This window comes from Streptomyces chisholmiae (assembly GCF_031845445.1).
GTDB classification, from domain to species: domain Bacteria; phylum Actinomycetota; class Actinomycetes; order Streptomycetales; family Streptomycetaceae; genus Streptomyces; species Streptomyces chisholmiae.
This window is the reverse complement of sequence record NZ_JAVREO010000017.1, coordinates 118971-136138: the sequence shown is the minus strand read 5'-3', so window position 1 is coordinate 136138 and position 17168 is coordinate 118971. Positions and strand designations below refer to the sequence as shown.

The 17168-nt window shown below is 74.0% G+C and carries 18 protein-coding genes; 6 read left to right on the top strand and 12 right to left on the bottom strand.

What is annotated here, in order from left to right; all coding sequences use genetic code 11:
• Window positions 1–12: 12 nt before the first annotated feature.
• Both RM844_RS25125 and RM844_RS25120 read right to left on the bottom strand, forming a co-directional pair.
• Window positions 13–750 carry an ABC transporter permease gene (locus RM844_RS25125; RefSeq protein ID WP_311669644.1) on the bottom strand — a complete coding sequence of 246 codons (738 nt, stop codon included), beginning with the start codon at window positions 748–750 and terminating at the stop codon, window positions 13–15.
• A 2-nt stretch (window positions 751–752) separates the two neighbouring features.
• On the bottom strand, window positions 753–1625 hold the full coding sequence (locus RM844_RS25120; RefSeq protein WP_311669643.1) for an ABC transporter ATP-binding protein: 873 nt from the start codon (window positions 1623–1625) through the stop codon (window positions 753–755).
• Between the two features lie 65 nt (window positions 1626–1690).
• On the opposite strand from RM844_RS25120, the gene RM844_RS25115 reads away from it, so the two are divergent.
• Complete coding sequence (locus RM844_RS25115; RefSeq protein ID WP_311669671.1) at window positions 1691–2536, top strand: sugar phosphate isomerase/epimerase family protein; 846 nt, start codon at window positions 1691–1693, stop codon at window positions 2534–2536.
• The gene (locus RM844_RS25110; RefSeq protein WP_311669642.1) at window positions 2533–3171 is read left to right on the top strand and encodes a TetR/AcrR family transcriptional regulator; all 639 of its coding nucleotides are present in this window, start codon (window positions 2533–2535) and stop codon (window positions 3169–3171) included. Before RM844_RS25115 ends, RM844_RS25110 begins: the two co-directional genes overlap by 4 nt.
• 10 nt (window positions 3172–3181) lie before the next feature.
• Here RM844_RS25110 and RM844_RS25105 read toward each other — a convergent pair whose 3' ends face one another.
• The gene (locus RM844_RS25105; protein ID WP_311669641.1) at window positions 3182–3523 is read right to left on the bottom strand and encodes a DUF5713 family protein; all 342 of its coding nucleotides are present in this window, start codon (window positions 3521–3523) and stop codon (window positions 3182–3184) included.
• A 145-nt stretch (window positions 3524–3668) separates the two neighbouring features.
• Entirely contained in the window at window positions 3669–5273 is a 1605-nt protein-coding gene (locus tag RM844_RS25100) for a BACON domain-containing protein (RefSeq protein WP_311669670.1), read from the bottom strand.
• A gap of 169 nt (window positions 5274–5442) precedes the next feature.
• Here RM844_RS25100 and radA point away from each other — a divergent pair, with 169 nt between their 5' ends.
• Window positions 5443–6840 (top strand): DNA repair protein RadA, encoded by a 1398-nt coding sequence (gene radA / locus RM844_RS25095; RefSeq protein WP_311669640.1) that lies wholly within the window; start codon window positions 5443–5445, stop codon window positions 6838–6840.
• A 45-nt stretch (window positions 6841–6885) separates the two neighbouring features.
• A complete protein-coding gene (gene disA, locus RM844_RS25090; RefSeq protein WP_311669639.1) occupies window positions 6886–8010 on the top strand; it encodes a DNA integrity scanning diadenylate cyclase DisA in 1125 nt (374 codons plus the stop codon).
• A gap of 501 nt (window positions 8011–8511) precedes the next feature.
• Here disA and RM844_RS25085 read toward each other — a convergent pair.
• Complete coding sequence (locus RM844_RS25085) at window positions 8512–9309, bottom strand: hypothetical protein (RefSeq protein WP_311669638.1); 798 nt, start codon at window positions 9307–9309, stop codon at window positions 8512–8514.
• Window positions 9310–9474: 165 nt separating this feature from the next.
• Between RM844_RS25085 and RM844_RS25080 the strand changes: the two genes are divergently transcribed.
• The gene (locus RM844_RS25080) at window positions 9475–10407 is read left to right on the top strand and encodes an HhH-GPD family protein (protein WP_311669637.1); all 933 of its coding nucleotides are present in this window, start codon (window positions 9475–9477) and stop codon (window positions 10405–10407) included.
• Here the strand turns inward: RM844_RS25080 and RM844_RS25075 are convergent.
• Window positions 10383–11069 (bottom strand): NADPH-dependent F420 reductase, encoded by a 687-nt coding sequence (locus RM844_RS25075; RefSeq protein ID WP_311669669.1) that lies wholly within the window; start codon window positions 11067–11069, stop codon window positions 10383–10385. The genes RM844_RS25080 and RM844_RS25075 overlap by 25 nt on opposite strands.
• Before the next feature lie 84 nt (window positions 11070–11153).
• Here RM844_RS25075 and RM844_RS25070 point away from each other — a divergent pair, with 84 nt between their 5' ends.
• Window positions 11154–11570 carry a winged helix-turn-helix transcriptional regulator gene (locus tag RM844_RS25070; RefSeq protein WP_311669636.1) on the top strand — a complete coding sequence of 139 codons (417 nt, stop codon included), beginning with the start codon at window positions 11154–11156 and terminating at the stop codon, window positions 11568–11570.
• Here RM844_RS25070 and RM844_RS25065 read toward each other — a convergent pair.
• The 6 genes from RM844_RS25065 to RM844_RS25040 form a co-directional block, all read right to left on the bottom strand.
• Window positions 11492–11938, bottom strand: coding sequence for a GNAT family N-acetyltransferase (locus RM844_RS25065; RefSeq protein ID WP_311669635.1), 447 nt, complete (start codon window positions 11936–11938; stop codon window positions 11492–11494). The genes RM844_RS25070 and RM844_RS25065 overlap by 79 nt on opposite strands.
• Window positions 11939–12005: 67 nt before the next feature.
• The gene (locus RM844_RS25060; RefSeq protein ID WP_311669634.1) at window positions 12006–12590 is read right to left on the bottom strand and encodes a DNA-3-methyladenine glycosylase I; all 585 of its coding nucleotides are present in this window, start codon (window positions 12588–12590) and stop codon (window positions 12006–12008) included.
• A 56-nt stretch (window positions 12591–12646) separates the two neighbouring features.
• Window positions 12647–12868 carry a hypothetical protein gene (locus RM844_RS25055; protein WP_311669633.1) on the bottom strand — a complete coding sequence of 74 codons (222 nt, stop codon included), beginning with the start codon at window positions 12866–12868 and terminating at the stop codon, window positions 12647–12649.
• Window positions 12869–13101: 233 nt separating this feature from the next.
• Window positions 13102–15624: an ATP-dependent Clp protease ATP-binding subunit gene (locus RM844_RS25050; protein ID WP_311669632.1), complete on the bottom strand. Its 2523-nt coding sequence runs from the start codon at window positions 15622–15624 to the stop codon at window positions 13102–13104.
• A gap of 505 nt (window positions 15625–16129) precedes the next feature.
• On the bottom strand, window positions 16130–16480 hold the full coding sequence (locus RM844_RS25045; protein WP_311669631.1) for a histone-like nucleoid-structuring protein Lsr2: 351 nt from the start codon (window positions 16478–16480) through the stop codon (window positions 16130–16132).
• 159 nt (window positions 16481–16639) lie between these two features.
• Window positions 16640–17158: an amino-acid N-acetyltransferase gene (locus RM844_RS25040; RefSeq protein ID WP_311669630.1), complete on the bottom strand. Its 519-nt coding sequence runs from the start codon at window positions 17156–17158 to the stop codon at window positions 16640–16642.
• Between the last annotated feature and the right edge of the window lie 10 nt (window positions 17159–17168).

Genomic DNA, 17168 nt, shown 5'->3' with positions numbered 1-17168 from the left:
CCGGCCGGCACCTCAGGCGGTGCGCCGGCGCAGCGTCGCCGCGCCGAGCGCCAGCACCAGGCCGGCGACCCCGCTGACCACCAGCACGTCCCGCACGTAGTCGCCGGTGATCGAGGAGTGCCGCAGCACCTCGGTCATGCCGTCGACCGAGTAGGACAGCGGCAGCACGTTGGACGCGTACTCCAGCACCGGCTGCATGCTGTCGCGCGGCGCGAAGAGGCCGCAGAGCAACAGCTGGGGGAAGACGAGCGCCGGCAGGAACTGCACCGCCTGGAACTCGGAGGCGGCGAAGGCCGAGACGAAGAGGCCGAGCGCGGTGCCCAGCAGCGCGTTGAGCAGCGCCACCAGCAACAGCAGCCAGGGCGAACCGGCCACCTCCAGGCCCAGCAGCCAGAGCGCGACCCCGGTGGCCAGCGCCGCCTGGAGCACCGCGAGCCCGCTGAACGCCAGCGCGTAGCCGACGATCAGGTCGCCCTTGCCGAGCGGCATCACCAGCAGCCGCTCCAGGGTGCCCGAAGTGCGCTCCCGGAGCGTGGTGATCGAGGTGACCAGGAACATGGTGATCATCGGGAAGACCCCGAGCAGCGAGGAGCCGACGCGGTCGAACGCGCCGGGGTCGCCGTCGAAGACGTAGCGGAGCAGGACCAGCAGCAGGACCGGGACCAGCAGCAACAGGGCGACGGTGCGCGGGTCCTGGCGCAGCTGGGCGAGGACCCGGCGGGCGGTGGCGAGGGTGCGGGCTGGGCTCATGGTCAGGACTCCTCGCGACGGGGCCCGGCGGCGGGCGGCCGGGCGGTACCGGCGGGGTCGGGGGCGGGCGGTTCAACGGCCGGTTCAGGGGTGCCGGCGGGGCGGCTCGGAGAGGCGGCGTCGGCCTCGACCAGCGCGAGGAAGGCCGCCTCCACGGAGTCCACGCCGCTGTGCCGACGCAGCCCCGCCGGAGTGTCCTCGGCCAGCACCCGCCCCTCGCGCAGCAGGATCAGCCGCTGACAGCGGTCGGCCTCGTCCATCACGTGCGAGGAGATCAACAGCGTGGTGCCGCGCTGGGCGGCCAGCCGGTGGAAGAGGTCCCACAGCGAGCGCCGCAGCACCGGGTCGAGCCCGACCGTCGGCTCGTCCAGCACCAGCAGCTCCGGGGTGCCGAGCAGGGCCGCGGCCAGCGACACCCGGGAGCGCTGGCCGCCGGAGAGGTCCCTGGTCAGCGAGGTGGCGTGGTCGGTCAGGTCGACCTCGTGGAGCACCCGGTCCACCTCACCGGCCCGGGCGGCGCGGGGCAGGCCGAGGACCGCGGCGAAGTAGTCGAGGTTCCGCCGGACCGTCAGGTCGGCGTAGACCGAGGGCGCCTGGGTGACGTAGCCGAGCCGGGCCCGCAGCCCTGCCGCGCCGGCCGGCTCGCCCAGCACCCGCAGCTCCCCGGCGACCTGGCGCTGCGCGCCGACGACGGCCCGCATCAGGGTGGTCTTGCCGCACCCCGAGGGGCCCAGCAGGCCGGTGACCGTGCCGGCGGGCACCGTGAAGTCCAGCCCACGGAGCACCTCCCGCCGGCCGCGGGTCACCCGCAGACCCTGTGCGCGCACCGCTGGTCCGGGGTGGTCGGGCGGCCCGCCGGGGCTTTTATTCGTCATGCGTTTAATTATTTGTCCGGTGGCCTCCCGACGTCAAGCAGGGGCGCGCCGGCGGACGCCGTAGGCTGGGCGCCGTGGCAGATCAGGTTCCCGTCGAGGCGGTGAAGGTCGGGCTCTCCACGGCTTCCGTCTATCCGGAGAACACGGCGGCCGCCTTCGAGATAGCCAGCAGACTCGGCTACGACGGGGTGGAGGTCATGGTGTGGACCGACCCGGTCAGCCAGGACGTGTCCGCCCTGCGCCGGCTCTCCGACGAGCACCGGATCCCGGTGCTGGCCGTGCACGCGCCCTGCCTGCTGGTCACCCAGCGGGTCTGGTCCACCGACCCCTGGCGCAAGCTGAGCACCGCCCAGGCCGCCGCCGAACGGCTCGGCGCCGACACCGTCGTGGTGCACCCGCCGTTCCGCTGGCAGCGCGCCTACGCCCGGGGCTTCGTCGAGGGCATCCGGCGGCTCGGGGAGGAGAGCCCGGTGCGCTTCGCGGTGGAGAACATGTACCCGTGGCGCTACCGGGACCGCGAGATGCAGGCCTACGCGCCCGGCTGGGACCCGACCGAGGAGGACTACCAGGACCTGACCCTGGACGTCTCGCACGCGGCCACCGCCAGGGGCGACGCGCTGACCCTGGCCAAGCGGATGGGCGACCGGCTGCGCCACGTGCACATCGGGGACGGCTCCGGCTCGGGCAAGGACGAGCACCTGGTGCCGGGGCGCGGCGCCCAGCCCTGCGCCGCCCTGCTCGAACGGCTGGCCGCGGACGGCTACCGGGGCCATGTGATCGCCGAGATCAACACCCGCCGGGCGATGTCCGCCCGGGAGCGGGAGGCCGACCTCGCCGAGGCGCTGGCCTTCACCCGGCTGCACCTGGCCGGGCCGACGCCGACCCCGCCGGGCGGCGGGCCCGCCCGATGAGCACCCCCACCGGCCGCCGCCGCGGCCGGCCGCCCCGGGCCGCCGCCCAGGACGGCGCCCCGGGCACCAGGGAACGCATCCTGGACGCGGCCCGGGCCGAGTTCGCCCGGCGCGGCTACGACCTCGCCGCCATCCGGGCCATCGCCCGGGCCGCCGACGTCAACCCGGCCCTGGTGCACCACTACTTCGGTCCCAAGGAGGCGCTCTTCGCCGCCGCGGTGGGCGCCGCCGTCGAGCCCGTCAGCCGCCGGATCGCCGGCGAGCCACTCGCCGAGGTCACGGAGCTGGGCGAGCGCTTCACCCGGCTCTTCCTCGGCGTCTGGGAGAGCCAGGACACCAGGGAGCCGCTGCTGGCGGTGCTCCGCTCCGCGCTGAGCAACGAGACCGCCGCCGCGATCTTCCGCCGGCACGTCACCGACCTGCTGCTGGCCCGGCTCGTCGAGACGCTGCCGGGACCCGACGCCGCGCTGCGCGCCGAGCTGGCCGCCACCCAGCTGGTCGGGGTGGCGCTGGCCCGCTACGTGCTGCGCCTGGAGCCGCTGGCCAGCACCGACGTCGAGACGCTGGCACGGCGGCTGACCCCCGCCGTCCAACTGCACCTCACCGGGCGGCCGGACGCCCCGGCCGGCGCCTGACCGGCGGGCCTCACCAGTCCCTGGTGGCTATCAGCTTCTCCGGATCGGCGTCCGGAAAGCCGTAGGCCGTGGCCACGAAGGCGAAGTCGCCGGCGATCTCGTCCCGCGCGACCGTCTCGATCTCGCTCCCCGCCTCCTCCAACGCCTCACCCCAGGCGTTGAACTCCTCGGTGGCCGCGTGGGTCAGCGGGTAGAGCGCGGCCAGGTCGGCCGGCCGGACCGCCTCGATCCGCTCGCACAGCCGGCGCAGGATGTCCGCGCCCCCGTCGAGCAGCTCGTCGGGGAAGTACGGATCGGAGTAGAGCGGCTGGAGGAAGACGTGCTCCCGCGCCTGCTGGTTGGTGATCGGCATGAGTCGAGGGCCTTCCTGCACTGGACGGCGACCGGCCGTCCGGGAACGGTCCGACCGATCCTGCCCCATGCCACTGACAGTCGGCCCGGGCCGGCGCCCCACCCGGGCCGCCGGCCGGTCAGACCGGGCGTGGCCGCGCGCTCGGTCAGACCGGGCGTGGCTGCGGCACCGGCTCGTCGGCGGGCGGCTCCGTCGGCTCCTCGGCCGGCGGCTCCTCCGTCTCCGGCGGGGGCTGCTCCGTCTCCGGCGACTCGCCCGCCCCCTCCACCGTGACCACGGTCCCGGTGGGCTCCACCACGATCGCCGCCCGCCAGGGCCCGACCGGCTGCCGCGCCGGGTCCACCAGCACCTCGATCACCAGCGTCTCCCCCGGCCAGAGCGTCCCCGACGAGCGGCCGAGGAGCAGCCAGTCGGCGCCGCTGGCCGCCGACCAGCTGACCGGGGAGCCACCGGAGACCGTGAGCGTCAACAGCGTGCCGGACTCCGTGGTCACCGCGTCCACCGACAGCTCGCCGGGCGCCGGGGTCACCGGCTCCCGCGGCGCCTCGTCCGCCGGCTCGCCCGGCCCGGCCGAAGCCTCGGGGGACGGCTCCGCGCGCTCCCCCTCGGCGCCCTCCTCCGTCAGCTCGTCCGCCGGCGGCGCGTCCGGCAGCGCCGGCCGCCCCTGGTCCCGCTCGCCGGCCGGCTGCCGGCCGGTGCCCGGGTCGTCAGCCGGCTCGTCCGGCACGCTCGCCGACATCCCCTCCAGCTCGGCCGCCTCGCCGGTCACCGGCGCGCCCCGGTAGGCGGCCCAGAGCGCCAGCACCGGGGCCGCCAGCACCGTGGCCACCACCGTGCCCGTGACGGCCCGGCCCCGCAGCCGCTCGCGGCGCGCCGCCCGGTCCTTCTCCGGCAGCGGGAAACCGCCCCGGTCCCAGCGCGGGCCGGCCTGGGAGCGCGCCCGCCGCACGGCCAGCCGGGCCGCGTGCACCGCCGGCCGGGGGGCGCCGACCACCGCCAGCCGGGCGCGGCCGGTCGGCGCCGTGCCGGGCCAGCCGAGCCCGGCCAGCGCCCGCTGGGCCACCAGCCGGCAGGCCGGGCACTCGTCGACATGGCGCACCAACTCGCGGCGCAGCGTGGGCCCGAGCAGCACCCGCCGGTCGTCCCCGGAGAGCGTGGCCATCGCCGGGCAGTGCGCCAGATCCACCGCGGCCAGCGCGGCCCTGGTCCGCTCCACCTCGCAGGTGGCCCGGGTCAGCAGCGCGTGGGCAGTCTCCTCGGGCAGCCGCAGCACCCGGGCGATCTCCGCCGTGGAGAGCCGGTGCCTGGCGGCCAACTCCAGCGCCTCGCGCTGCTCCTGGGTGGTGCCGGCGGCCTCCGGCCAGGCCAGCAACGCCAGCTCGCGGCGGCGCTGCGCGTCCTCCCCGACGGCGCGCGGGGCGGCGGCCAGGCCCTGCTCGCGCTGCCTGGCGAGCCGGCGCAGGCAGCACCACCGGGCCAGCGCGTACAGCCAGGGGCGGGCCAACTCGGGCTCGGCCGGCCGCCGGCCGCGCTCGTGCTGCCGCTCGGCGAGCGCCAGCGCCTCACCCAACGCGGCGATGGCGGCGTCGTGTTCGCACATGACGGAGAGGCAGTAGGTGAACAGCCCGTCCAGGTCGGCGTCGGCGTACGCCGCCGGGCGGGCGGCGCGCCTGGCTCGCGAACTCCGGGAGGCGGCGTGCTGTGGGCCCCTCCCGGTCAGCGGGGAAGGCTGGGCGCGGCAGCTGGTCATCACCTCGTGACGGTAGGCGCCAGGCGGCCGACCGGCGGAGCTGGGCGCCCCAGGTTCCCTCCAACGGGTGATGTTCGCGGCGTCGTTGCGACGCCCCCCGGGGCTCCGGCCGCCGGTGCCCCGGTGGGCGGGCGACCCGCTGTCGGTGCCCGGCGGTAGCGTTCCGTCCATGGCTCGTAAAACTGACCGCCCGGCATACCGCTGCAGCGAGTGCGGCTGGTCCACGGTGAAGTGGCTCGGCCGCTGCCCGGAGTGCCACGCCTGGGGGACGGTCGAGGAGGTGGGCGGCGCGCCCGCGGTGCGCACCCTGCCGGCCTCCCGGGTGGCCTCGCCGGCGCTGCCCATCGGGCAGGTGGACGGCGCGGCGGTGACGGCCAGGAGCACGGGCGTGCCCGAGCTGGACCGGGTGCTCGGCGGCGGGCTGGTGCCGGGCGCGGTGGTGCTGCTGGCCGGCGAGCCCGGCGTCGGCAAGTCCACGCTGCTGCTCGACGTGGCGGCCAAGGCCGCCTCCGAGTCCCGGCCCACGCTCTACATCACGGGGGAGGAGTCGGCCGGCCAGGTCCGGATGCGGGCCGACCGCATCGGCGCCCTCGCCGACCACCTCTACCTCGCGGCCGAGACGGACCTCAGCTCGGTGCTCGGCCAGTTGGACACGGTCAAGCCCGCCCTGCTGGTGCTGGACTCGGTGCAGACGGTGGCCTCGGGCGAGATCGACGGCGCCCCCGGCGGGATGGCGCAGGTACGGGAGGTCGCCGGCGCGCTGATCCGGGCCTCCAAGGAGCGCGGCATGTCCACGGTGTTGGTCGGCCACGTCACCAAGGACGGCGCCATCGCCGGCCCCCGGCTGCTGGAGCACCTGGTGGACGTGGTGCTGCACTTCGAGGGCGACCGACACGCCAGGCTCCGCCTGGTGCGCGGCGTGAAGAACCGCTACGGCGCGACGGACGAGGTGGGCTGCTTCGAGCTGCACGACGAGGGCATCACCTCGCTCGCCGACCCGTCCGGTCTCTTCCTGACCCGCCGCGACGAGCCGGTCCCCGGCACCTGTCTGACGGTCACCCTGGAGGGCCGCCGGCCGCTGGTCGCCGAGGTGCAGTCGCTGACGGTGGACAGCCAGATCCCCTCGCCCCGCCGCACCACCTCCGGCCTGGAGAACTCCCGGGTCTCGATGATGCTGGCGGTGCTGGAGCAGCGCGGCCAGATAGCGGCCCTCGGCAAGAACGACATCTACACGGCGACGGTCGGCGGGGTCCGGCTCTCCGAGCCGGCGGCCGACCTGGCGGTCGCCCTGGCCCTGGCCAGCGCCGCCAGCGCCACGCCGCTCCCGAAGAACCTGGTGGCCATCGGCGAGGTCGGCCTCGCCGGTGAGGTGCGCCGGGTCACGGGGGTGCAGCGGCGGCTGGCCGAGGCGTCCCGGCTGGGCTTCGGCCACGCGCTGGTGCCGGTGGACTCCGGTGACGTGCCCGCCGGGATGCGGGTGCTTGAGGTGGCGAATATCGGGGAGGCGCTAGGTGTGCTTCCCGCCTATCGGGCGGAGTCCACCGGGCGGCAGAAGGCACGCCGGTAGACTCAGCGGCGCAGAGCGCGGTTTATCGTCCCCCCGGAGGAGTGCATGGCAGCCAGCGACCGGCCGGCGAGTCCCGGCAGGGCCGGGGGTGGCTCGGGCGCGGAAAGCCTGCTGCGCGCCGCGCTCAGCGCGGTCGCCCCCGGCACCCAGCTGCGGGACGGGCTGGAGCGCATCCTCCGGGGGAACACCGGCGGCCTCATCGTGCTCGGTGTGGACCGCACGGTGGAGTCGCTGTGCACCGGCGGCTTCGTGCTGGACGTGGAGTTCACCGCGACCCGGCTGCGGGAGCTGTGCAAGCTGGACGGCGCGGTGATCGTGGACCGGGACATCTCCCGGATCGTGCGGGCCGGCGTCCAGCTGGTGCCCGACCCGAGCATCCCCACCGAGGAGACCGGCACCCGGCACCGCACCGCACAGCGGATCTCCATCCAGACGGGCTTCCCAGTGGTCTCGGTCAGCCAGTCGATGCGCTTGGTGGCGCTCTACGTGGACGGCCAGCGGCGGGTGTTGGAGGACTCCGGGGCGATCCTCTCCCGCGCGAACCAGGCGCTGGCCACCCTGGAGCGGTACAAGCTGCGGCTGGACGAGGTGGCCGGCACGCTCTCCGCGCTGGAGATCGAGGACCTGGTCACGGTCCGGGACGTGGCGGCGGTGGCGCAACGGCTGGAGATGGTGCGCCGGATCGCCGCGGAGATCGCCGAGTACGTGGTCGAGCTGGGCACCGACGGGCGGCTGCTCTCGCTCCAGCTGGACGAGCTGATCGCGGGCGTCGAGCCGGAGCGGCAGCTGATCGTGCGGGACTACCTCCCGGACGCCGCCGGCAAGCGGTCCCGCAAGGTCGGTACCGCGCTGGCCGAGCTGGACGCGCTCGGCCACGCCGAGCTGCTCGAACTGCCCCTGGTGGCACGGGCGCTGGGCTACAGCGTGGCCGCCGAGGCGCTGGACACGGGCGTCTCGCCGCGCGGCTTCCGGCTGCTGGCCAAGATCCCCCGGCTCCCCGGGCTGGTCATCGACCGGCTGGTCGACCACTTCGGCGGGCTCCAGAAGCTGCTGGCCGCCAGCGTGGACGACCTCCAGGCGGTGGACGGCGTCGGCGAGACCCGGGCCCGCTCGGTCCGCGAGGGCCTCTCCCGGCTGGCCGAGTCCTCCATCCTGGAACGCTACGTCTGACCGGCCGACCGCCCGCTTGCCGGCCGGGCCAATCCGGTCCGTCTTGGTCCAACCGCGCCTCGTTCACCCGAGCCCGGCCACGTCGGTCCCTGCCGCGGCTCGGAACTCGGTCCGTCGGTAGTCGCCGAACGCGCCTCCCGGGTCCGCCGGACTCGATCGGGCCGTGGTCCCACCGGCCCGCGCGGGCGGCCGGCCCCGTCCGACCTGCCAGCCCGGGGCTCCGCCCCCGAGCCCGGCCACGTCGGGCCGCGCCGCGGCCCGGGCCGGTTCGACCGACCGGTGCACGACCCCGCCGCGCTCCGGGACCCGGGCCGATCACCTCAAGGGCCCGCCGACTTCCCGGGCCCGGCCGGTCGGCGCTCGTCGGTCGCGTCCCGGACCAGTCAGGGCCGGTCGGGCAACGGCCACGCCGGACGGTCCCGGGACCCGTCCCGGTCGGCTGGCGGACCCAACTCGCGCATCCGGCCGGGCCGGTCGGGGCCGGGGTGGCGGCGCCGGCGGTCAGTCGGCTTCCAACCGGAAGGACGTCTGGGCGACCGGGTACCCGGCGAGCTGGGCTTCCGCCAGGTAGGTGCCGGGCGCGGCGGCCGCGCCCCGCCCGGCGTCGCAGTCGGCCACCGAGTGGCGCAGGTCCCAGCTGACCGTGTGGTCGGCGGTGCCGCCGGCCGGCACCGCGGTGCGCGCGGTGGCCGGGGTCGCCGGGCAGTCGGCCGACGACCACACCTCGTTGTCCTCGGCGTCGGCGAGGGTCATGGTCAACGCCTGGTGGCCGAAGTCCAACCCGCAGGCCGCCGAGCCCGAGTTCTGGGCGGTGAGCCGCAACTCCGGCTCCTGACCGGGGGCGTAGTCGTTGGCGTCGCTGCGCAGCGAGAGGGTCACCTCGGCCGGGGCGCAGTCCGGCAGCCCGGAGGCACCGCCCTGGCCACCACTGGTGTCGGCGGCGCCCTCCTCGTCCGAGCCGGCGTCGCCCCCGCCCTCGCCGTTCGCCCCGTCGTCCTCGCCGGCCGAGCCGTCCTCGCCGTCGCCACCGGCGGAGCCGGCGCCGCCGTCCGAGTCGGCCTCACCGTCGCCGTCCTCGTCGTCGCCCTCCTCGCGGCCGCCCGGGCGCTCCTCGATCAGCGACTCCGAGGGGGTGGGCCCCGGGGTGATCGACTCGACCGGCCCCTTGCCGTCGTCCGATCCGGCGGTGGGCGAACCACCGCCCCCGGTCGAGCGCACGGCCCAGAAGACGAGCAGCAGCACCACCGCGAGCAGGAACAGCACCGCCGCCCTACGGCGCCAGTAGATGGTCGAGGGCAACGGGCCAACGGGAGTTCGCAGTGATCCCACGCGGAAACCTTACGAGACTTCGCCCACACCCGAATGCCCTACCCTCGGCTTGCCAGGACACCTTTCCGCATCAACACGCGCGAACCGGGCGTCCGCTTTGTGCCGTGCCCCGCTCATGTCAGGATCGCCCTTGCCATGACTGCGACGACTGCGACTGACACAACGCCGGGCGAGGCGCCCCCCGGGGCCGACCCCACCGCCCTGCACGCGCCGGTGATCGAGTGGTTCCACCACAACGCCCGTGACCTGCCCTGGCGTCGGCCCGAAGCCGGCGCCTGGGGGGTCATGGTGAGCGAGTTCATGCTGCAACAGACCCCCGTCAACCGGGTGCTGCCGGTCTACGAGGAGTGGCTCAAACGCTGGCCGCGCCCCGCCGACCTGGCCGCCGAACCGGCCGGCGAGGCGGTGCGCGCCTGGGGCCGGCTCGGCTACCCCCGGCGGGCGCTCCGGCTGCACGGAGCGGCGGCGGCCATAGCGGAACGGCACGGCGGCGAGGTCCCGACGGACCACCACCAGCTGCTGGCCCTGCCCGGGGTGGGCGAGTACACGGCGGCCGCCGTGGCCTCCTTCGCCTACCGCCAGCGGCACGCGGTGCTGGACACCAACGTGCGCCGGGTGTTCGCTCGCGCGGTCACCGGCACGGAGTACCCGCCGAACGCCACCACCGCCGCCGAACGCAAGCTGGCCCGGCTGCTGTTGCCCGAGGAACCGGCGACGGCGGCGCGGTGGGCGGCGGCCACCATGGAGCTGGGCGCGCTGCTGTGCACCGCCCGCAACCCGGACTGCGGGCGCTGCCCCATCCTGGAGCAGTGCGCGTGGCGGCGCGCCGGCGCCCCCGCGCACCAGGGCCCGCCGCGCCGGGGCCAGACCTATGTGGGCACCGACCGGCAGGTGCGCGGGAAGCTGCTCGCCGTGCTCAGGGAGGCACCGGCCCCGGTGTCCCGGATGCTGCTCGACCGGGTCTGGCACGATCCCGAGCAGCGCTCCCGGGCGCTGGGCGGCCTGCTCAGTGACGGGCTGGTCGAGCGGCTGCCCGACGGGCGTTACCGGCTGCCGGGCACCGGCTGAGTGTCGTCGGGTGGGCCGGCGGCGTAGGCCAGCGGCGGCAGCATCGCCCTGGCGTCCTCGTTCGCGCCCACCCACAGCCCGATCACCAGCGCGGCCGTCGCCTCCAGCAGGCCGGCCCTGGCCAGCCCGCCGCCGGCCTGCGGCACACAGCCCAGGTCCCGCACCAGCCGGCCGGCGACGGCCAGCGCCGCCGGCTCGTCCCCGCAGAGCGGCACGGCCAGCGGCGCACCGTCGAAGGCCGGCGGCGTCATCCGCCAGACGTCCTCATGGCAGAGGTTGAAGCCCTTCACCACCCACGCGCCAGGGGCCGCGGCGGCGACCCGCTCGGCCATCGACCGGCCGCCACCGTCCGCCAGCACGAAGCCCGCGGCCACCGGGTTGACGCAGTCGATCAGCGTGCGGCCGGCCAGGGCGCCGTCCCCCGCGCCGGCGGCGGCCAGCACCGGCAGGGCACCCTCGGCCCGGACCGCCAGCAGCACCACCTCGCCGAACCGCGCCGCCGCGGCGAAGTCGCCGGCCGCCGTCCCGCCGCCGAGCCGGCCGGCCAACGTCTCGGCCCGCGCCGGGTCCCGGCCGCTCACCAGCAGCCGGTGGCCGGCCCGCACCCAGTGCGCGCCCAGCGCCTCGGCCATCCGCCCCGCACCCAGCACCCCGATCCGCATGTCCATCCCCTCTCCGGTAGCCGGCTATGGTCGGGAGCGTAGGTCGCCCGACAGGCACCGATCGGTAACCAGGGGGGCCACCCGATGCCCGAGTTCATCGCCGACTGCCCGGCGCGGCTGGCCCTCGACGTGCTGGGCAACACCTGGCACGGGGTTCTGCTCTGGGCGCTGCGCGACGGCCCGAGCCGGCCCGCCGAGCTGCGCCGGCCGTTCGGCGGGATCAGCAACAAGGCGCTCACCGAGGCGCTGCGCCGACTGGAGCGGGACGGGCTGGTCGCCCGCCGCCGCTACCGGGAGGCGCCGCCCCGGGTCGAGTACCGGCTGACGCCGCTGGGCCGCGGGCTGCTCCCGGCGCTGCGGGCGGCCGGCGACTGGGCCGCCACGCACGGCGCCGAGGTGCTCGCCGCCCAGGACGCCTGGGCTCAGCGGGCCGACGGACCGGGGAACTCCCAGACCGGGACGAGGCAGGGCTCCGCCGTGGCACCGCCGGCCGACCGGTAGGTGGCCAGGGCCGGCTCGTTGTCCAGCTCCACCGCCGACCACATGCCGTAGCAGCCGTGCACGCGGGCCAGCTCGGCCAGCGCGGCGACCAGCGCCCGGCCCACCCCCCGACGCCGGTGCGCGTCGGCGACCCCCAGCTCGTAGAGGAACATCTCGGTGCCCTTGTCCGGGTGGGTCAGCTGGACGCCCGTCACCATCCCGACCGGGGCCCGCTCGCCGCGCGCCCTGGCCAGCAGCAGATGGTGCCCCGGGGAGGCCAGGAACCGCTCGGCCCAGGCCCGCCGGGCCGGCCCGTCGTAGAGCGCCTCGGCGCCCACCACCTCCTCCACCGTCTCGGCCTCGACGATCCACCAGTCCTGTGCGTCCATGCCACCTCACTCCCTCGTCAACGCTGACGGATGCCGCCCCGCCCCGCGGCGACCCACCGGGCAGCGGTCAGCCGCCCCGGGCGTGGCAGTCCCCGAGATGGTCGTTGACCAGCCCGCAGGCCTGCATCAGGGCGTAGGCCGTGGTGGGGCCGACGAATCTGATGCCGCGCCGCTTCAGCTCCTTGGCCAGGGCCACCGACTCCGCCGTGGTCGCCGGGACCTCCGCGGTGCTGCGGGGCGCCGGGCGGCCCGCCGGGTCGGGGGCGAACGACCAGATCAGCTCCGTCAGCTCTCCCTCGGCCCAGCCGGCTATCACCGCGGCGTTCCGCAGGGTGGCCTCGATCTTCAGGCGGTTGCGGATGATGCCGGGATCGGCCAGCAGCCGGGCCGCGTCCGCCTCGGTGAAGCGGGCCACGGCGGCGATCTCGAAGCCGGCGAAGGCGGCGCGGAAGCCGGGCCGGCGCCGCAGGATGGTCAGCCAGGAGAGCCCGGACTGGAACGCCTCCAGCGAGATCCGCTCGAAAAGCGCGTCGTCCCCCCGGACCGGGCGGCCCCACTCCTCGTCGTGGTACGTCCGGTACACCTCGGGCGTCAGGCCCCAGGGACAGCGGGCCAGCCCGTCGGCTCCCGTGATGGCCAGGGTCTCAGTCATACGGGCAGTCTGCACCAGCCCACTGACAGTCGATCCCGGATCGGTGTCGGCCCAGGTCAGGGCACCTCGCGCAGATAGAGCGCGCCGCAGGTGTGACACATCGGCTCGGGGGTGCGGCCCCACTCCGCGTCGGAGAGCCCCCGGGCGTCGGGGCGCAGCTCCCGGCCGCACATCGCGGCCCGCTCGCCCTGGCGCACCATGTGCCAGGTCTTCACCGGCCACGGCGGGGACTGCTCCGTGTCCGTCTCCCAGTACTCGGCCCGCATCTCGTGCTGCATGGCGCCGCACCTCCCGCCGCTCCACCGGCTCGACCCCGGTGCCTCGCTTCCTCCTCCATCGTGGGCGGAATCGGCCCGGCCGGCGAGCGCAGCGGGCCGGCCGGGGACGCGGGAACGCCGGGGCGGGGCAGCGGGCGACGGGCGACGGCCGGAAACGCGGCGGGCGGGCGCCCCCGGCGACCGTGTGGTCGCGGGGACGCCCGCCCGTTGCCGTGCGGGGGCCGAGGAGAGCCTCAGTCCTTGGAGAGCTTCGGCCCGCCCTTGGCGGCCTGCTCCACCAGCGGCGTGTCCGGCAGCGCGGACTTCTCCTCACCCCGGAAGGTGAAGGAGCGGTCCTTGCCCTCGCCCTCGGTGTCCACCACCACGATGTGACCGGGGCGCAGCTCACCGAAGAGGATCTTCTCGGAGAGCACGTCCTCGATGTCGCGCTGGATGGTGCGCCGCAGCGGCCGAGCGCCGAGCACCGGGTCGTACCCGCGCTTGGCCAGCAGCTCCTTGGCGTCCGTGGACAGCTCGATCGCCATGTCTCGGTCCTTCAACCGCTCGTCCACCTGCGCGATCATCAGGTCGACGATCTTGATGATGTCTTCCTGGGTGAGCTGGTGGAACACCACGGTGTCGTCGACACGGTTCAGGAACTCCGGGCGGAAGTGCTGCTTCAGCTCGTCGTTGACCTTGGCCTTCATCCGCTCGTACCCGGTGGCGACGTCGCCGGCCACCGCGAAGCCGAGGTTGAAGCCCTTGGAGATGTCCCGGGTACCGAGGTTGGTCGTCATGATGATGACGGTGTTCTTGAAGTCGACCACCCGGCCCTGGGAGTCGGTCAGCCGACCGTCCTCCAGGATCTGCAACAGGGAGTTGAAGATGTCCGGGTGGGCCTTCTCGACCTCGTCGAAGAGGACCACGGAGAACGGCTTGCGGCGCACCTTCTCGGTGAGCTGGCCGCCCTCCTCGTACCCGACGTAGCCGGGCGGGGAGCCGAAGAGCCGGGAGACCGTGTGCTTCTCGCCGAACTCCGACATGTCGAGGGAGATCAGCGCGTCCTCGTCGCCGAAGAGGAACTCCGCCAGCGTCTTGGACAGCTCGGTCTTACCGACGCCGGACGGGCCGGCGAAGATGAACGAGCCGCCGGGCCGCTTCGGGTCCTTCAGGCCCGCCCGGGTGCGGCGGATGGCCTGGGAGAGCGCCTTGATCGCGTCCTGCTGGCCGATGACGCGCTTGTGCAGCTCGTCCTCCATGCGCAGCAGTCGCGAGGACTCCTCCTCGGTCAGCTTGAAGACCGGGATGCCGGTGGAAGCGGCCAGCACCTCGGCGATGAGGTCCTCGTCCACCTCGGCGACGACGTCCATGTCGCCGGCCTTCCACTCCTTCTCCCGCTGGGCCTTCGCGGTGAGCAGCTGCTTCTCGTCGTCCCGCAGCGAGGCGGCCTTCTCGAAGTCCTGCGAGTCGATCGCGGACTCCTTCTCCCGACGCACGTTCGCGATCTTCTCGTCGAACTCGCGCAGGTCCGGCGGGGCCGTCATCCGGCGGATGCGCATCCGCGAGCCGGCCTCGTCGATCAGGTCGATCGCCTTGTCGGGCAGGAAGCGGTCCGAGATGTAGCGGTCGGCCAGCTGCGCGGCGGCGACCAGGGCGGCGTCCGTGATGGAGACCCGGTGGTGCGCCTCGTAGCGGTCCCGCAGGCCCTTGAGGATCTCGATGGTGTGCGGCAGCGACGGCTCCGCGACCTGGATGGGCTGGAAGCGGCGCTCCAGGGCCGCGTCCTTCTCCAGGTACTTGCGGTACTCGTCGAGCGTGGTGGCACCGATCGTCTGCAGCTCGCCGCGGGCCAGCATCGGCTTGAGGATGCTGGCGGCGTCGATCGCGCCCTCGGCGGCGCCCGCCCCGACCAGGGTGTGCAGCTCGTCGATGAACAGGATGATGTCGCCGCGGGTGCGGATCTCCTTGAGGACCTTCTTCAGGCGCTCCTCGAAGTCACCGCGGTAGCGGGAGCCGGCGACCAGCGCGCCGAGGTCCAGGGTGTAGAGGTGCTTGTCCTTGAGGGTCTCGGGCACCTCGCCCTTGACGATGGCCTGCGCCAGCCCCTCGACGACGGCGGTCTTGCCGACGCCGGGCTCGCCGATCAGCACCGGGTTGTTCTTGGTGCGGCGGGACAGCACCTGCATGACCCGCTCGATCTCCTTCTCGCGCCCGATCACCGGGTCGAGCTTGGTCTCCCGAGCCGCCTGGGTGAGGTTCCGGCCGAACTGGTCGAGCACCAGGGAGGTGGACGGCGTGCCCTCGGCCGGGGCGCCGGCCGTGGCCGCCTCCTTGCCGCCGGAGTAGCCGGAGAGCAGCTGGATGACCTGCTGCCGCACCCGGTTCAGGTCGGCGCCGAGCTTCACCAGGACCTGGGCGGCGACGCCCTCGCCCTCGCGAATCAGGCCGAGCAGGATGTGCTCGGTGCCGATGTAGTTGTGGCCGAGCTGGAGTGCCTCCCGGAGCGACAGCTCCAGGACCTTCTTGGCCCTGGGGGTGAAGGGGATGTGGCCGGACGGCGCCTGCTGGCCCTGCCCGATGATCTCCTCCACCTGCTGACGGACCGCCTCAAGCGAGATCCCGAGGCTCTCCAGGGCCTTAGCGGCGACACCCTCACCCTCGTGGATCAGGCCCAGAAGGATGTGCTCAGTGCCGATGTAGTTGTGGTTGAGCATCCGGGCTTCTTCCTGAGCCAGGACGACAACCCGCCGCGCGCGGTCGGTGAACCTCTCGAACATCGATAATCGCTCCTCAGAGCGGTCAGGCAGTAAAGGGGTCGGTCCCCTCCCTGTCCTTCCGCAGCTTAGTCCCGCAACGGGGGACCGCTCATTCCAACGGTGTGCTCCTGTCCCCGGCTCCGTGCCCCGAACAGGCGACAACAGCTCCAACCCGATAGTGCGAGACGATGTTCCCGCAGGCCAAGACAGAGCGCCCGAGACGACTACGCCGATGGCGAACGCACCCCGGAATGCCGGTCATGGCCCACAACCACCGCCCCCTCACCTATGAGGGACTTCTTACCCCCCAAGGCTGACACTCCATGCCGCCGAGCGGCCGGACATCCGCTACAGGCGAACGCGGACACCCTGAGTGGCGGCACCCGGGCGGGCTGTCACGCCCGGCCGACCAGGCCGGACACGCCTCGGGGGGCCGCACACGGCGACCCCCCGTACAGGGACCGGGGCTCCGCGGCCGCGCCGACGGGGGTCGGCGGGGACGAGGGGCCGGTCACCGTCTGGTCCCTCAGACGCCGGCCTTCTCGTAGGCCTCGCGGATGTTCGCGGGAACGCGACCCCGGTCATTGACCTCGTATCCGTTCTCCTTGGCCCACGCACGGATTTTCGCGGTGTCCTGGGTGGCGCCACCGGACGTCGCGCCCGCGGCGGCGCCGCGGCCACGACCCCGCGCCGGCCGTCCACTACCGGCCCGCCGCCCCGCCTTGACATAGGGGTCAAGGGCGTCCCGCAGCTTGTCAGCGTTTTCGGAGTTGAGGTCGATCTCGTAAGTCTTCCCGTCGAGCGCGAACGTAACTGTCTCGTCCGCCTCGCCCCCGCTGAGGTCATCGAGGAGAAGGACCTGAACCTTCTGTGCCACCGGGCTACTCCTCTTTCATAGTTCCGAATACCATTAGGGGTACTGCGGAAGTAATCAAACCGCCGATGCCGGAAAAACACAAACCCCGGGGCGAGATTACGAGGCCACCCATAAGACAGGACAGGACGATTCGGACATAACCTCCGCTCGTCACATGATTCAGAGATGCAACAGCATCCGGCTGTTACCCAAAGTGTTGGGCTTGACGCGTTCCAGACCAAGGAACTCGGCGACACCCTCGTCATAGGAACGCAGCAGCTCACTGTAGACATCCCCGTCCACCGGGGCGTCACCGATCTCCACGAAGCCGTGCCGGGCGAAGAACTCGACTTCGAAGGTGAGACAGAAAATGCGACGAACCCCGAGCCACCTGGCGGTCCCGACCAGCTTCTCCAGCAGCCGGTGCCCCACCCCCCGACCCTTCACCGCCGGATCCACCGCCAGGGTGCGCACCTCGGCCAGGTCCTCCCACATCACGTGCAGGGCGCCGCAGGCCACCACCGCGGCGTCGTCGTCCCGCTCGGCCACCCAGAACTCCTGAATGTCCTCGTAAAGGGTGACCGTCGCCTTGTCCAGCAGGATGCCCTGCCGGGCGTACGCGTCGATGAGCCGGCGCACGGCCGCGACATCGGTAGTCCTCGCCCGGCGCACGGTGACTTCAGTTGCGGTTTCCGACACAGCCGCGAGG

Coding starts and splice junctions, on each gene's coding strand:
- RM844_RS25125 (WP_311669644.1), bottom strand. CDS start 750: ATGAGCCCAGCCCGCACCCTCGCCACCGCCCGCCGGGTCCTCGCCCAG.
- RM844_RS25120 (WP_311669643.1), bottom strand. CDS start 1,625: ATGACGAATAAAAGCCCCGGCGGGCCGCCCGACCACCCCGGACCAGCG.
- RM844_RS25110 (WP_311669642.1), top strand. CDS start 2,533: ATGAGCACCCCCACCGGCCGCCGCCGCGGCCGGCCGCCCCGGGCCGCC.
- RM844_RS25105 (WP_311669641.1), bottom strand. CDS start 3,523: ATGCCGATCACCAACCAGCAGGCGCGGGAGCACGTCTTCCTCCAGCCG.
- RM844_RS25100 (WP_311669670.1), bottom strand. CDS start 5,273: ATGACCAGCTGCCGCGCCCAGCCTTCCCCGCTGACCGGGAGGGGCCCA.
- radA (WP_311669640.1), top strand. CDS start 5,443: ATGGCTCGTAAAACTGACCGCCCGGCATACCGCTGCAGCGAGTGCGGC.
- disA (WP_311669639.1), top strand. CDS start 6,886: ATGGCAGCCAGCGACCGGCCGGCGAGTCCCGGCAGGGCCGGGGGTGGC.
- RM844_RS25080 (WP_311669637.1), top strand. CDS start 9,475: ATGACTGCGACGACTGCGACTGACACAACGCCGGGCGAGGCGCCCCCC.
- RM844_RS25075 (WP_311669669.1), bottom strand. CDS start 11,069: ATGCGGATCGGGGTGCTGGGTGCGGGGCGGATGGCCGAGGCGCTGGGC.
- RM844_RS25070 (WP_311669636.1), top strand. CDS start 11,154: ATGCCCGAGTTCATCGCCGACTGCCCGGCGCGGCTGGCCCTCGACGTG.
- RM844_RS25065 (WP_311669635.1), bottom strand. CDS start 11,938: ATGGACGCACAGGACTGGTGGATCGTCGAGGCCGAGACGGTGGAGGAG.
- RM844_RS25060 (WP_311669634.1), bottom strand. CDS start 12,590: ATGACTGAGACCCTGGCCATCACGGGAGCCGACGGGCTGGCCCGCTGT.
- RM844_RS25055 (WP_311669633.1), bottom strand. CDS start 12,868: ATGCAGCACGAGATGCGGGCCGAGTACTGGGAGACGGACACGGAGCAG.
- RM844_RS25050 (WP_311669632.1), bottom strand. CDS start 15,624: ATGTTCGAGAGGTTCACCGACCGCGCGCGGCGGGTTGTCGTCCTGGCT.